Origin of the sequence: Cytobacillus sp. (assembly GCF_032154635.1) — a bacterium.
GTDB lineage: Bacteria > Bacillota > Bacilli > Bacillales > Cytobacillaceae > Cytobacillus.
In genome coordinates this window covers 49,363-62,687 of the sequence record NZ_JALDXW010000019.1, presented here as the reverse complement: position 1 = coordinate 62,687, position 13,325 = coordinate 49,363, and the positions used below count along the sequence as shown (strand labels likewise).

Sequence of the window (13,325 nt, the reverse complement as noted above, 5' to 3'; positions counted from 1 at the left end):
CCCCGAGATTTTTACGTACCTCATTGTACCATACTTTAAATTAGGTTCGTAGAAAAAAAGGTTGCAAAAGAAGAATAAGGATTATTATAATTGAAAATGTTTCCAAAACATCATAGGAGGTCATTCAAATGAAGAAACTATTAACCTTATTCGCAATTTTCTCTCTCTTACTTACAGCTGCAGGATGTTCCTCTTCCACGGAAGAACCAGCTAAAAAATCTGCAGAGAAAAAGACTGCTGAACTCACTGATTCTATTAAATCAAAAATATATAATTCAGTAAGAATCGCAGAATTAAAGGCAAACGAAGTATTCCATAAAGAAGTTGCAGCAGACGAAACAACACCTATAATTAATGCTAATTTTGCAGATAAAAAAAAGGCAGTAGACTTTCTCTCCAAATATTATAGTGAGGAATTAGCCAAGGATATTTATTCACATTATGCAACGGAAGAAAAAACTGATGAAGAACAAATGATCATAAATGCTGAATCCTACTTCACCTCATCCTTCCTTGATACAAATCAAGAAAGTGTAACGATTGAAGGAGACGAAAATGAAGCGACTGTCACTACAGCAGAAAATGTTACTTACCATTTAAAATTAAAGGATGGACAATATATAATCACTGGCATTGAAAAATAATAGTCAAAAGCTCCAGCACATATTAAGAAAGGTCGCTGGAGCTTTGATCTTATTTAACTGAGTTATCGCAGATTTACATGCCATATGCCTTCGCTGATTGAAGATTCACTTTATCTCCTTTTGAATAGGTTTTAAACGTTTCTAGCACTTCAACAAAGTTTTCTTTCGTCTTAATGGGAATTCCCTTTTTTAACTCCTCACATTTCTTGCTTTCCAGCTTTCCTAAATCAATTTGGAAAAAGGATTGAATAATATTTGTTTTCTGAGGTCTGCCATTAAAAATTGTCAGTACCCCTTCTTCTGTAATCCCAAAATACCCATTTGCTTTCAACAAAGGGGAAATATCATCAACCTGCATGCGAAATATAATTTTTTTATCATCCATATAGATAAGCTGCCAACCACTATATTTAGCCCAAAAGTCTTCCATTTCCCCAACCGTTTCTTTAACTGTTTCTTGACTAACCTCACCGTCTACATACACTCTTTCCAGTATGACATTTTTCTGAGTCGGATTCGTTGCCTCATTATTGGCATATACTATTTTTTCTGCGTTCATTTTGTATAGAGGACTATTCTGAAAAAAAATAAATAAAAAGCCAGATAAACAAAGGAGGCAAAAAGCCCACCAATTTGTTCTCATGTTCGGTCACCTCTTAAATAAATGGGACATCTATGTTTACTATCAGTATATAGTGTGACCCATTTTTACAGGCTTATCCGGATAAATTTTACATATTAATTTTTTTCTGTATACATAAAAAGACAGGACACATATGTCCTGCCTTTTTTTACTAATCAGTCATGTTTCGGAATAAATTTTTAACATCCAAATAAAGCTGGTCTCTTGGACCGCCATCGCGCAAATCATTATCAATTACTTTAAGGCGGTTGAATGTGCTTTTATCAGTAACAACTTTACTTGTTTTTCCGTTTAAATATGGCTGAACAGCTTGCTGTATATTGGCTATTGTTGCTTCTTTACGAGCCGCATTGTTAATATCCGCTGCGATAATGACATAATCCCCATTCACGACTGATTGAACATCATTTACATTGTTTACAGCTGCTGCTGCCTGGTTTATTCTTTCTACCATCCCCCCATTATATGCCTCATAATAGGAGTTACTCGCTCTCTTATTAAAGCCTAAATGACCATGGAAATTGATATCGTCACGGCTAAAGAGATAGGGTTCTCCGTTATCACTTACTCTTTGGGGAGATTGATTTTTGGCACGCCTATTTTGGAGATTGTTTCTTCCATATTGGCCTTCCTCACCAAGTGTGTGGTCCATCATTTCTGTTAGTGCGCCATCATTATCGGCCCCATCAAGAAATTGAACATTTCCGCCCTTATCCTGATGATTTTCATTTGAATAATAGCCGATTGGCTGAGCACGATCAGTAGAACGCTGCTGACCAGCTGATTCATCATTTGTGCCACAACCTGCTGCCCCTAATAACATAAGCATTGAAAATGGAAGAGCAATTAGTTTCTTATCCAAGCGAAAACCCTCCTTCGCTAATCAAACCAGTGAGCATGATGCTCATCAGTAGGTTGCCAAAAAAGGAGGATATTCATTCTTAAAATGATTACCAGCAAGTTCCCATTTACAATGAAAGAAACCGTTTCAGTTCATTAATAAAATTGTATCTTTGATGAAATTGTCCAATAGTCATTTCTAATAATGGCTGGATTTTTGACGGCTGTAAGTAAGTTTGTGCTCGGATTGCGCGATTCCACTCCCTGAAAATATCCGTAGGAAACGCAAGGGCGTAAATAAATCCTTTTTCATATAAATAGGCTGCGATTTCCTTATAATTAGTTAAATCTTGGAATGACCAATGGATAAATGGGAGAATGCGATTGGCATATTGCAGGTAGTCAGAACGTGGGGTACCAATACTTATTAAATCAAAGTCGATTAAATAGATGTCTTTATTCTTCGCTCGTAAAAAATTATGGTGAGCTACATCTCCATGTAGAATAACCTTCTCGCCATTTTCAAATACACCTAATTCTTTTTCGACTCCTTTCAAAGACCAATCGGCCCAAGCAAGAATTTCATCAATTATTTCTTTCTGGACAAAATAACGGATAACCGGGAGATTGTTCAAAAAAGAAACGGTTCTTTCTTGCCATTTTCCCAACTGATTAAAGCTTGTAATCTTCCCCATATATTGTTCAACTAATTTTTTATTCACATCATGAAAATGCGCGAGAAGCTTCAAGCCTTTTAAACGATCATGTCGCTTGAAAAAGGTAAATTCATTTTTAGACGTCTCAATCCATTCAAGGCAACCATAATACGTTTGTTCAAATAATAGAGGAGGATTTTTCTCTAATGGATAAAATGAATAGGTTTTTTGAAAGCCCACCTGTTTTAACGATGTTAAAACATCCTTCTGTAAAACGAATTGATGATAAGAAGAAAAACCTTTTAAGATAAATTCTAGTCCTTCTCCCTTTACTTTATAAACTTGCTTTCTAATTTGTGAAATTTCCTTAATATGCACATTTAGTTGTTCCTGTAAATAGGAGAAGAGACGATTTTGAAATAAATCGTCTCCTTCACCTTTAAACGTCAAATTCACTGCTCTCATCAAAGTTTCGTGGCATTCCAAACGCTTGCCCGCCCATTGGTTCATACCCATAAGGGTTCATAGGGAATGGTTGTGCATATCCCATTTGCTGTCCGTATGGAGCCCCATACGGCGGTACACCAGGAAATCCTTGACCATATCCATAAGGAGCCATTTGCGGCGCACCTCCGCCACATCCACAATCTATTTCCGCTCCTTTCACATTTTCAGTTGGCATTAGTGGCATTTGGCTCTGTGAAGGCATTAATGGCATTTGGCTTTGTGTTGGCATTAATGGCATTTGTGCCATATTAGGCGTTTCCTCCATTACACCTTGCACCTGTGGTGTCATTTGTGGATATCCAATTGGCATTTGACCGTATGGAACGGGGCCACAAAAGCCAGATCCAGGCATGACCGGAGACACTGGGATTAAATGAGCAGGGTATGGTGGACACGGATTTGGCGGGCATGGATAGCCATAGTTTGACTGCATGACTGGAGCTGTATATGTTGGCTGAAGCGGTAATTGGTGTTGTCCTACATCCTCAGCACCCATAACAGGTGCAGGATTCTGTGCTTGAGATGGCATATTCATATGCGGCATTTGATGCATCGGCATGAATGGGGAAGATTCCTCGTAATAACCAGGGCTTTCTACTCCTGCTAAACCATAATTTTGGTGAGGCATTTGATGCGGCATTTGATGCATTGGCATCGCTGCACCTTGAACTTGCGGATAGCCCATTTGCTGAGGATACCCCCCTTGAAAACCTGATCCTGGCATGACTGGAGAAACAGGATATAATTGATTTGGATGATTTGGATAATATGGATACATAGGCTGTTCATAACCTCCTTGTTGTGTTTCAGCAAATAATTCGCTTTCAATCTCTTTTGGCTTTGGCTTTTTTTCAGCAATTGGCATTACTGGTTTTATCGGTTTGCTTTCTATTGGTTTTTGTTTCGTTTCTATTGGCTTTACTTCTGGGAGTATATTGACTGGTTTTGGCGGCAATTGTGGTGCCGGCTGCTGAACAGATAAATTGGCCATATTCATCATGTAGTAATTATTTATATCGATTTCCGGCATAATTGGTTTTGGCATTTTCGGAATAAATGGTTTTTTGGGAACTTCCTTCGGTATTTCAACTTGTGGTGCTGTTACTTTCGGCACTTCCTTTTTTGGTGGTGCAGGAGTGACGGGCACTTCCTTAGGCGCTTCTACTACAGGCATGGTCTTCGGTTTCTCTTTTGCAAAAGGGTGTTCTGCTTTTGGCATTTCTTTTTTAGCACCCATTTTAATTTTTGCTTCCGGCATGCCTCCACTAGGAGCTTCCTTCTTCACGTTGCCTCCTGCTCCAGGAACTTTTATTTTCATACCGGGCATAATCATATCAGGGTTGCTGAGCTGTGTATTCATCTTTTTTAGCTCTTCAAAATTCACGCCGTACTTTTTGGCGATCTTCCAAAGAGTATCCCCTTTTTGTACGATATGGATCTTCACACTGATCCCTCCTACTAGTCATAAGTCCATATAGTGTATGACAAAATGGGCAAATTGCTAATACTTTACATAAAAACTTATGCTTTAATTATGAAAAATATGTTTGAATAACTGGTATCAAAGGTTTCCGAAAGCTTATAACTAGACTTTAATTATGATAAGATTAGTTATTATTGGGATAAAGGGAGTTTTACAATGAAGAATCAAAGAAAGGTGCTCGGTGAAGAAAGAAGAGAGATGCTGCTCCAGCTATTGAAGGATAAAGGAGAACCGATAACAGGGAGTGAGCTTGCATCTATTACAAATGTAAGCAGGCAGGTCATCGTCGGTGATATCACCCTTTTAAAAGCTAAGGGTGAACCAATTATTGCGACAAGCCAAGGCTACATGTATTTAATCCAAAATGGCAGCCATCTCCCGATGGTAGAGCGCATCATTGCTAGCAACCATTTACCTGAAAGAACAGAAGAGGAACTTAATTTACTTGTCGATTATGGGGTAACTGTAAAGGATGTTCGAATTGAGCATCCCGTCTATGGAGATTTAATAGCTTCAGTTATGGTTTCCAATCGAAAAGAAGTCAGTCAATTCATGAAAAAAATTAAATCAACGAATGCCTCCTATTTATCAGAGCTTACAGGTGGCATCCATCTTCATACGATTTCAGCAGCCACTAAGGAAAAGCTCGATGAAGCTGAAAAAGCATTGAAAAAAGCGAACTTCCTAATTGAATAAAAGGAAGAGGAGCACTATTTGTGCCCCTTTTCCTTTTATTTTTATATAGGTAGTTTCGATGTCTCGATTCCCAGCTGATAAAATGGATAGCTTCCTAAGATTTTCACTTTACATTCAAGTGCCTCTAATTCTGCGACAACTCCAGGAATTAATACATCATCCTGTTTCATATCTATATCTATGATAAAAAAATAATTACCTAGGCCCGTTTTCATTGGTCTAGATTCAATTTTAGAAAGATTCAATCTTCTCCAAGCGAAAGCGGATAATACCTGGTGAAGCGCCCCTGCACGATCAGATGGCAATGTGATCATCACTGTTGTCTTATATCCTTTAAAGGCAGAACCATCCTCATTTAATTGCCGTTCGTTTTTTGAAAGTACAATAAATCGAGTATGATTATAATGGACATCATGCACATCTTTACGAACAATGGAAAGACCATACTCTTCGGCAGCAAGCTCATTTGCAATCGCCCCAGCCTTGACGTCCGGGTGTTCCTTAATAAATTGTGCTGCTGCTGCTGTTGAAGTTGTATTCGTATAAGGAATTCCTTTCAATTCTTTGTGCAAAAACTTGTGACATTGTGCGATTGCATGGGAATGACTATAGATCCTTTCTGTTTTTTTCCAGCTATCCTTATTGTCTGGATGCACCATAAAATGCTGGCGAATTGGAGAAGTGAGCTCGGCAATGATCGGTAAATCAACTTCATGAACTAAGTAATCAAGTGTAATATTTACAGACCCTTCAAGGGCATTCTCTAAAGGCACTACTGCCATTTCAATTTCATCCTCGATTAACGCATCAAAGCAATCTGGAATCGTTGCATATGGAACCGTTTCTTCTTTAGGAAACATTTCTCTAACGGCAATGTCTGTAAAAGTTGCTTTTGGACCTAAAAAACCTATTTTCACAGTATTGTCTCTCCCCTTAAAAAAGCGCGATATGTATAATTAATTACTAACACTTTACCACTTTACATAACATATGTAAAAAAAGGTGAAAGGAGCAGGTGCACGTTAATCATGCACCTGAACCAAGCACCTCTACTCGTTCAACAAATTCTAATTTTCTTAGTCTAACTAATAACTCTTCAATTTCAATTTGCATTCCAGCTGTATTTAAAGAGAGCGTGACGTTTGCCCTTCCCATGAGCGGAATTGTTTGATGAATCGTCAACACATTGCAGCCTGAAGAGGCTACTTCCCCTAATAAATGAGATAAGGTGCCTGACCGATCTTCTAAGTAAAAAAATAATGTAATTAACCGCTCTTTTACAACCGTATGAAAAGGAAAAACAGTATCTCTATATTTATAAAATGCACTACGGCTTAAATCAACCTTTTGGGCTGCATCCCAAACAGACTCCGCTTTTCCTCTTTCAATCATTTCTTTTGCGTCTAATGTTTTTTTCATTGCTTCAGGCAAAACATCTTCTCGAACGAGGAAAAATTTTTTATCCAGTTTCTCATGTCTCATTTCTCCACTCCACCTACCCCTAGTGGTTACTCAATAAACTCGAATTCATAATCAAGCAGCTTGACGATATCGCCGTCTTTTGCTCCTTTTTGACGAAGAGCATCATCAACACCCATTCCGCGAAGCTGTCTTGCAAAACGTCTGACCGATTCATCTCTTGAGAAATCTGTCATCTTAAAGAGCTTTTCAATCGCATCCCCTGAAACAATGAAGTCACCAGCTGAATCTCGTGTTATAACAAATTCAGTCTGCTCTGCTTCATGTTTATAAACAACACGATGAACGCCTGTTTCTTCTTCCTCTTGGATGAGCGGGAATTCAGGTGTTTCTTCAATTTTGTTAGCAATCGCAAATATTAAATCTCTTAATCCTTGACGCGTAACTGCCGATATAGGGAAAATAGGATACTCATCCTCCAGCTGCTCTTTAAATTTCTCCAGATTCTCTTCAGCACCTGGCATTTCCATTTTATTCGCGACAATTACTTGTGGTCTTTCTGTCAATCGTAGATTATACTCTTTCAATTCTTTATTAATTGTCAGATAGTCCTCGTATGGATCTCTTCCTTCCATTGCTGCCATATCAATTACATGGACAATAACCCTTGTACGTTCAATATGCCTCAAAAATTGATGGCCCAGCCCTACACCTGAATGGGCACCTTCAATTAAGCCTGGCAAGTCTGCCAATACAAAGCTCCGTCCATCCTCTGTCTCAACCATACCTAAGTTAGGAGCAATCGTAGTAAAATGATATTCAGCAATTTTGGGTCTTGCTGAAGAAACAACAGACAAAAGTGTTGATTTCCCAACACTCGGGAATCCAACCAGACCAGCATCAGCCAATAGCTTCAGTTCCAGGATCACTTCCCTTTCAACTCCTGGCTCCCCATGCTCAGACAATTCCGGTGCAGGATTTGCTGGAGTGGCAAATCTTGTGTTTCCTCTGCCGCCCCGGCCACCTTTAGCAATGATGGCCCTTTGTCCATGTTCAACAAGATCAGCAATTACTTCACCTGTTTCTGCATCAGTGACCACAGTACCAGGCGGAACTTTTACAATCATATCTTTTGAATTTTTGCCATGCATATTTTTTGACATTCCATGTTCTCCGCGAGGTGCCTTGAAATGCCGCTGATAACGGAAGTCCATTAAGGTTCTTAAGCCTTCATTCACTTCAAAGACGACATCCGCACCTTTGCCTCCGTCCCCGCCAGCGGGTCCGCCATTTGGAACATATTTTTCACGGCGGAAGGCAACCATCCCATTGCCACCATCTCCGCCTTTTATATAAATTTTGACCTGATCGACAAACATATTATTCCTCCTGTCTTGGCTGTCTTTATCCTAAAAGACAGCAAGAACTGATTGTTCTCACTTATGTAGAAAAAATTCTAGCGAGAGTTCTTGATCTGTTAAAAGATGAAAATTAATTTTTGGAGCAGTAGCCGTTCTTTCAAAGAAACGTTCAATCTGTTCCTTATTTGTTATTATTCCTCTAAAATCGAAAAAGAAACGAGTACCTTCTATTTGAGGCTCAATTGTCACAGATAAATGGTTGTCATAATACTGCCTAATGGATGAATTTAAACAATCAAAAAACGCTCCTGTCCAGCTAACAAGCCACTCATCATCCAAATAATCACATTTCGAACCATCCAACACATCGTATTCCAATTGAAACATATGATTTTCCCAATTATATGTAAGAATCAGCGAGGCGAATTGAGGAATTTTCAAATTAGAAAGCTTTGCTTCCTGTTGGGCTTCAACAACAATCTCATCGATAATTTCTTTTGCCCGATCAATTTTATTAAGCGCAAGATTGCCTTTTATTAATTGGATTTTATTTAGCCAGTCGTGGCGTGCATAGCGCAGCACCTCGATCATATTCCAGTCCTTGTTCATACATGCACTCCTACACGGTTATTTTGTGAAGACTGCCTGCTGTAAGTATACCAAAAAGATGAGAAAGCGTAAGCATTTATTCGGAAATATTGAAAACTTTCACCAGCAATTTAAAGCCAAAAAGAAAACTCTAACCATAATGGCTAGAGTTTCCCATCAATTGCTTATGCTTCTTGAGCTGCAGGGTATACGCTCACTTGCTTACGGTCACGGCCAAGTCGTTCAAATTTAACAACGCCGTCAACTTTAGCGAAAAGTGTATCGTCGCCGCCTCTACCTACGTTTACTCCAGGGTAGATTTTTGTTCCACGCTGACGGTAAAGGATAGAACCACCAGTTACAAATTGGCCATCTGCACGCTTAGCGCCAAGACGCTTTGCGATTGAATCACGACCGTTCTTTGTAGAACCTACTCCTTTTTTAGAAGCAAATAACTGAAGATCTAATTTTAGTAACATTTATTCCACCTCCTGCTTTTTGAAGGTAATTTTTATATGCTGCCCGTATTCTTCTTCAATTGTCTGTAATGAGACAACCATTCCTTCAAGAAGAAGCTGAATCTTCTCATTTGTTTCATCCGGAAGATTGTCCGGAATTTCACAGCTGAGAAATCCATCATCCTTCTGTTCAATCAAAGGCGTCACTCCTGTTAAGGCGTGCACCGCATTAATTGCACCAACCGATACTGCAGATACGCCTGCACAGACGATATCCTTGCCTCGCTTGGCAAAAAAGGCATGGCCGCTAATCAGAAACGATTGAATCATACTGGATTTATTACGAATAACCGTAACATTAATCATCGAGCATGTCCTTAAGCGTTGATTTTTTCAATCACAACTTTAGTGTATGGCTGACGATGACCTTGCTTTTTGTGATAGTTTTTCTTTGCTTTATACTTGAAAACAATGATCTTCTTTTGACGACCTTGCTTTTCAACTTTAGCTGTAACAGTAGCACCTGCAACAACAGGATTTCCTACCTTCACACTATCTCCGCCAACGAAAAGAACTTTATCAAAAGTAACTGTTTCGCCTGCTTCTGCGTTTAGCTTTTCAATGTAGATTGCTTGACCTTCTTCTACCTTTACTTGCTTACCACCAGTTTCAATAATCGCGTACATGAACTGCACCTCCTCTTAGACTAAGACTCGCCATCCTCAGGCGCTTTGCTCACAAGCAAGATGCCTTGAACAAAATCTTATTACCTGTTCTGAGCGGTTGTAGCACGGGTGCGCTACAAACATAACATAGAAAATACTAACATAATTTATTCAGCTATGTCAATATACTTTTCCTATTTGCGCTACTGCTTTTCCCCAAACTTCCGAATTTCATAAAATGGCGTTTCTTTATCGATCACTGTAAACAATATTTTCATTCCTAGCAGTTCCTCTATCCGCTTTTTATGTACTCCCTGATCCCCAGAAAAGATTTTTTCCACTTCACCAGTAACGTCGATATGCACTGCCTCATAATCAGATCCACGATGCTCCCAAAGCTCTCTTTCTAAGCGAAAAGCAATAGTTTCTGGACTTAAAACCCTTCCTGTTCCCTCACAGGAAGGACATTTCACCGCCAAAGCCTCAGAGATAGCCGGTCTAGTTTTCTTTCTTGTCATTTGGAGAATGCCAAGCGGCGAGAAACCAATCAGATTTGTCCTTCTTTCATCTTTCCTCAATGCTGCTTCCATAACAGTGAAAATGGCTCTTCTATCACGTTCTTCTTTCATGTCGATAAAATCAATCAAAATCATTCCGGCAACATCACGAAGGCGGATTTGCCTTGCTGCTTCCTCAGCAGCCGCTTTATTTGTCTTTATAATGGTGTCCCGCATGTCCGTTTTCCCAGCAAACTTCCCTGTATTGACGTCGATAACTGTCAAAGCCTCAGCTTCATCAAAGATCAAATAAGCGCCATTATCAAGCCATACAATTCGTTTTAATGTTTTTTCAATTTCATGTTCAAGCCGATAGGCAGAAAAAATATTTTCTCTACCCGTGTAATGTTTAACAGTAAGCGAACTATTTTTTTGAATCAGCCTTTTCATTTCTAGATCATCTACAATCACTTCACCTGATTCAAGTTTTTTTACTTCTTCTAAAATTTCTTCAGCAAAAGAATTGCGTTCGAGCAGCCTCCCGGGTTTCTTTAGCTGCCCAGCTTTAATCTGCAATTCTTTGTATTCAAGACGCAATTTCTGCAGTTCATCTACTAGTACATCCTGTGTCTGATTTTCGCAAGATGTCCGAAATATCAGCCCCTCTTCTCCTTCTTTCATTCGTTGGCCAAATTTTCGCCATTCCTCTCTTATTTGATCATTTGCAAATTTTTTTGATATAGCCACATAGCGTCCTTGCGGCATATAGATAAGATGATTCCCAGAGAGTTCAACAATGCCTGTCAATCTTGGCCCCTTCGTTCCAGCAGCATCCTTTTCAACCTGAACAAGAAGTTTTTCTCCTTGATGAACATAAGCTGAGATGCTCCGTGCAGCTTTTACCGTCATTTCATCATCAGCTTGTACAAAGGAAGCCAGCTTATCTCGATGTAAATACCCGCTTTTTTCTTCCCCAATGGATACAAAGGCGGCATTCATTCCTGGGAGCACCTTTTCTACTATTCCTAAATAAATATTACCTACAGAAGAATGCTGTTTTGGCTGATCAATGAAAAGCTTTTCGACTACATCATCATTCAAAACAGCATATCGCTTTTCGCGATGAATCTGATTAACAATTAAGGTCTTCAATGTACTTCCTCACTTTTTAATTAATACACATATAGCAGATCCCCGATACGAGCGGTTACAATTTTTTCAGTAAAATATGCATGCAATAACTCATTTTCATCTAAGGATCCTTTTTCTTTTCCGTCTTTTTCGATAATAATCGGATGCTTATACCCTCTTTGAAACTTCTCAAGCACGTGAATCACCATTTCCTCTTCTTTTACAACAAGCGGCTTTAATGTGCGGAAGGCTCGATTCCCATAATACCGTTCTAGGAGAAAGCGGATAAACACATACCTCCCCTGCTTCCATTCATGATAAAGAGCAAACAGCAAAAATGAAACAACCACCCATATATTCAAATTAAATGGGGAAGTAAAGATGGTAATTACGATAAAAACAACCAAACTTCCTGCCGACAAAAACAAACATTTCCGATGCGCATCAGGGAATGGATAATAAAGAGATAGCCAGAGGAAAATAAGTTTCCCCCCATCAAGCGGCCAGATCGGAAGAAGATTAAATAGTAAAACCATTAAATTGAATTGAATAAAATGCTGATAAATCACGTCTGGCAGCAATGAAAACTGAAATAAAGCATAAGCTACACCCATCATCCAAAAATGCTGAAACGGACCGGACAATATCACAATCATCTCTTCTTTTAACGGGCGATTCCCATGCTCCTCCATTTCTGCAACACCACCAAATGGCAGAAGAGAAATCCGTTTAATCCTCCACGAAAAAAAAGACGCTGCGCCTGCATGTCCCAATTCATGTACAAGAATAATAAATAGCAATAGAGATAGCTCAATAAAATGAGCAGTCATAACGGCTAGACCAATCACTACCCACAAAAGCGGATGAATATGAATATATTTTATCAATCCTGCCAATTTAATCAAATGGGATCACCTGTATCGGGTCGATAAAGTCATCCCCTTGCTTGATCGCGAAGTAAAAAGATCCTTTGTTACCGTTCTCGCTTGCAGTCGGCATCCCGACTTCTGCCCCACTTTCAATATATTCCATGAATTCCACACTAATATCCTCTAAATTGCCATACCATGTTTCACTATTATCCGCATGCTTAATAATTACCGTTTTTCCAAAACCATCCTTTTTTCCTGCAAAACTGACAAGCCCTTCACTCATCGCTTTTACAGCAGCACCTTTTCCGGTTTCAATGGTTATTCTTTGGCCATTCGCACTAAATTCCTCAAGGATCTTTGCTGAAGCTGGTAAGGCATATTCGGTATTTGAAGCGGTGTTCTTTTTGCCGCCATCATTTTTTTGATCTTTAAAAGGCAATAAGGCCAATGGCTTCCCAAATTTCTCCTCATACCAGTTGGAAACGGCAACAAATTGAAAGTCCTTTTCCATCGAAGTCTTAACAAAATTTCTTGCAGAATCAAAGGTAGCAGCATTATTTTTAAACATAATCGCTACGATTAAAAACAAACAGGCGGAAGCTAACAGTTTAAATAAAAACCATTCCTTTCGAAATAATGGATGATTCCCCCCGCCGCTGCTTCCTTCATAAGATGAAAGTTTGTCAAAACCGTAACGCTCTTCATCCTCTGCCCAAAGAACACGGTTATCTATATTTTTAGTCATTCTCTCGCGTTCTCGTTTTCTTCGTGCAACACGCTTCCGAATCTCTTCCGCTCGATTACTCATCTCTCACCAATCCCCTGCTATCTTTTGTACAAGTCTATGACTCGTCCCATTAGAATA

General features: G+C 39.2%; 16 protein-coding genes and 1 other annotated feature. Of the genes, 2 read left to right on the top strand and 14 right to left on the bottom strand.

All coding sequences use genetic code 11. The features are described 5' to 3' along the window. The first annotated feature begins 128 nt into the window (after nucleotides 1-128). Nucleotides 129-644, top strand: a complete 516-nt coding sequence (locus RUH74_RS14385; protein ID WP_313801125.1) for an endonuclease — start codon at nucleotides 129-131, stop codon at nucleotides 642-644. Nucleotides 645-717: 73 nt separating this feature from the next. Here RUH74_RS14385 and RUH74_RS14380 read toward each other — a convergent pair whose 3' ends face one another. The 4 genes from RUH74_RS14380 to safA all read right to left on the bottom strand — a co-directional run bounded on the left by RUH74_RS14380 (nucleotide 718) and on the right by safA (nucleotide 4,734). Further along, a complete protein-coding gene (locus RUH74_RS14380) occupies nucleotides 718-1,287 on the bottom strand; it encodes a BofC C-terminal domain-containing protein (RefSeq protein WP_313801123.1) in 570 nt (189 codons plus the stop codon). A 151-nt stretch (nucleotides 1,288-1,438) separates the two neighbouring features. Beyond that, on the bottom strand, nucleotides 1,439-2,149 hold the full coding sequence (locus RUH74_RS14375) for a YhcN/YlaJ family sporulation lipoprotein (RefSeq protein ID WP_313801121.1): 711 nt from the start codon (nucleotides 2,147-2,149) through the stop codon (nucleotides 1,439-1,441). 106 nt (nucleotides 2,150-2,255) lie between these two features. After that, nucleotides 2,256-3,239 (bottom strand): phosphotransferase, encoded by a 984-nt coding sequence (locus tag RUH74_RS14370; protein ID WP_313801161.1) that lies wholly within the window; start codon nucleotides 3,237-3,239, stop codon nucleotides 2,256-2,258. Continuing rightward, nucleotides 3,223-4,734, bottom strand: coding sequence for a SafA/ExsA family spore coat assembly protein (gene safA / locus RUH74_RS14365; protein WP_313801119.1), 1,512 nt, complete (start codon nucleotides 4,732-4,734; stop codon nucleotides 3,223-3,225). The genes RUH74_RS14370 and safA overlap by 17 nt, the downstream gene beginning before the upstream one ends. 195 nt (nucleotides 4,735-4,929) lie before the next feature. On the opposite strand from safA, the gene RUH74_RS14360 reads away from it, so the two are divergent. Then, complete coding sequence (locus RUH74_RS14360) at nucleotides 4,930-5,469, top strand: transcription repressor NadR (protein ID WP_313801117.1); 540 nt, start codon at nucleotides 4,930-4,932, stop codon at nucleotides 5,467-5,469. 41 nt (nucleotides 5,470-5,510) lie between these two features. Here RUH74_RS14360 and pheA read toward each other — a convergent pair whose 3' ends face one another. The 10 genes from pheA to RUH74_RS14310 all read right to left on the bottom strand — a co-directional run bounded on the left by pheA (nucleotide 5,511) and on the right by RUH74_RS14310 (nucleotide 13,268). Next, nucleotides 5,511-6,386, bottom strand: a complete 876-nt coding sequence (gene pheA, locus RUH74_RS14355) for a prephenate dehydratase (RefSeq protein ID WP_313801115.1) — start codon at nucleotides 6,384-6,386, stop codon at nucleotides 5,511-5,513. 109 nt (nucleotides 6,387-6,495) lie between these two features. Further along, nucleotides 6,496-6,951 carry an ACT domain-containing protein gene (locus RUH74_RS14350; protein ID WP_313801113.1) on the bottom strand — a complete coding sequence of 152 codons (456 nt, stop codon included), beginning with the start codon at nucleotides 6,949-6,951 and terminating at the stop codon, nucleotides 6,496-6,498. A gap of 26 nt (nucleotides 6,952-6,977) precedes the next feature. Continuing rightward, complete coding sequence (gene obgE, locus RUH74_RS14345; protein WP_313801111.1) at nucleotides 6,978-8,267, bottom strand: GTPase ObgE; 1,290 nt, start codon at nucleotides 8,265-8,267, stop codon at nucleotides 6,978-6,980. Nucleotides 8,268-8,324: 57 nt separating this feature from the next. Continuing rightward, nucleotides 8,325-8,858, bottom strand: coding sequence for a Spo0B C-terminal domain-containing protein (locus RUH74_RS14340; protein WP_313801109.1), 534 nt, complete (start codon nucleotides 8,856-8,858; stop codon nucleotides 8,325-8,327). Nucleotides 8,859-9,022: 164 nt separating this feature from the next. Further along, on the bottom strand, nucleotides 9,023-9,316 hold the full coding sequence (gene rpmA, locus RUH74_RS14335) for a 50S ribosomal protein L27 (RefSeq protein WP_102274418.1): 294 nt from the start codon (nucleotides 9,314-9,316) through the stop codon (nucleotides 9,023-9,025). Beyond that, the gene (locus tag RUH74_RS14330) at nucleotides 9,317-9,661 is read right to left on the bottom strand and encodes a ribosomal-processing cysteine protease Prp (protein WP_313801105.1); all 345 of its coding nucleotides are present in this window, start codon (nucleotides 9,659-9,661) and stop codon (nucleotides 9,317-9,319) included. It lies immediately after the preceding gene. 11 nt (nucleotides 9,662-9,672) lie between these two features. Continuing rightward, complete coding sequence (rplU, locus tag RUH74_RS14325) at nucleotides 9,673-9,981, bottom strand: 50S ribosomal protein L21 (protein WP_102274416.1); 309 nt, start codon at nucleotides 9,979-9,981, stop codon at nucleotides 9,673-9,675. Nucleotides 9,982-9,994: 13 nt separating this feature from the next. Beyond that, nucleotides 9,995-10,090: a sequence feature (ribosomal protein L21 leader region), on the bottom strand. Between the two features lie 73 nt (nucleotides 10,091-10,163). Further along, nucleotides 10,164-11,609, bottom strand: coding sequence for an Rne/Rng family ribonuclease (locus tag RUH74_RS14320; protein WP_313801101.1), 1,446 nt, complete (start codon nucleotides 11,607-11,609; stop codon nucleotides 10,164-10,166). A 20-nt stretch (nucleotides 11,610-11,629) separates the two neighbouring features. Then, complete coding sequence (locus tag RUH74_RS14315; RefSeq protein ID WP_313801099.1) at nucleotides 11,630-12,493, bottom strand: M50 family metallopeptidase; 864 nt, start codon at nucleotides 12,491-12,493, stop codon at nucleotides 11,630-11,632. After that, nucleotides 12,486-13,268 carry a peptidoglycan DD-metalloendopeptidase family protein gene (locus RUH74_RS14310; protein WP_313801097.1) on the bottom strand — a complete coding sequence of 261 codons (783 nt, stop codon included), beginning with the start codon at nucleotides 13,266-13,268 and terminating at the stop codon, nucleotides 12,486-12,488. The genes RUH74_RS14315 and RUH74_RS14310 overlap by 8 nt, the downstream gene beginning before the upstream one ends. Between the last annotated feature and the right edge of the window lie 57 nt (nucleotides 13,269-13,325).

Bases quoted from the DNA above. Each gene is read 5' to 3' on its own strand.
- RUH74_RS14385 (WP_313801125.1), top strand. From the start codon at position 129: ATGAAGAAACTATTAACCTTATTCGCAATTTTCTCTCTCTTACTTACA.
- RUH74_RS14380 (WP_313801123.1), bottom strand. From the start codon at position 1,287: ATGAGAACAAATTGGTGGGCTTTTTGCCTCCTTTGTTTATCTGGCTTT.
- RUH74_RS14360 (WP_313801117.1), top strand. From the start codon at position 4,930: ATGAAGAATCAAAGAAAGGTGCTCGGTGAAGAAAGAAGAGAGATGCTG.
- RUH74_RS14350 (WP_313801113.1), bottom strand. From the start codon at position 6,951: ATGAGACATGAGAAACTGGATAAAAAATTTTTCCTCGTTCGAGAAGAT.
- obgE (WP_313801111.1), bottom strand. From the start codon at position 8,267: ATGTTTGTCGATCAGGTCAAAATTTATATAAAAGGCGGAGATGGTGGC.
- RUH74_RS14340 (WP_313801109.1), bottom strand. From the start codon at position 8,858: ATGAACAAGGACTGGAATATGATCGAGGTGCTGCGCTATGCACGCCAC.
- rpmA (WP_102274418.1), bottom strand. From the start codon at position 9,316: ATGTTACTAAAATTAGATCTTCAGTTATTTGCTTCTAAAAAAGGAGTA.
- RUH74_RS14330 (WP_313801105.1), bottom strand. From the start codon at position 9,661: ATGATTAATGTTACGGTTATTCGTAATAAATCCAGTATGATTCAATCG.
- rplU (WP_102274416.1), bottom strand. From the start codon at position 9,981: ATGTACGCGATTATTGAAACTGGTGGTAAGCAAGTAAAGGTAGAAGAA.
- RUH74_RS14310 (WP_313801097.1), bottom strand. From the start codon at position 13,268: ATGAGTAATCGAGCGGAAGAGATTCGGAAGCGTGTTGCACGAAGAAAA.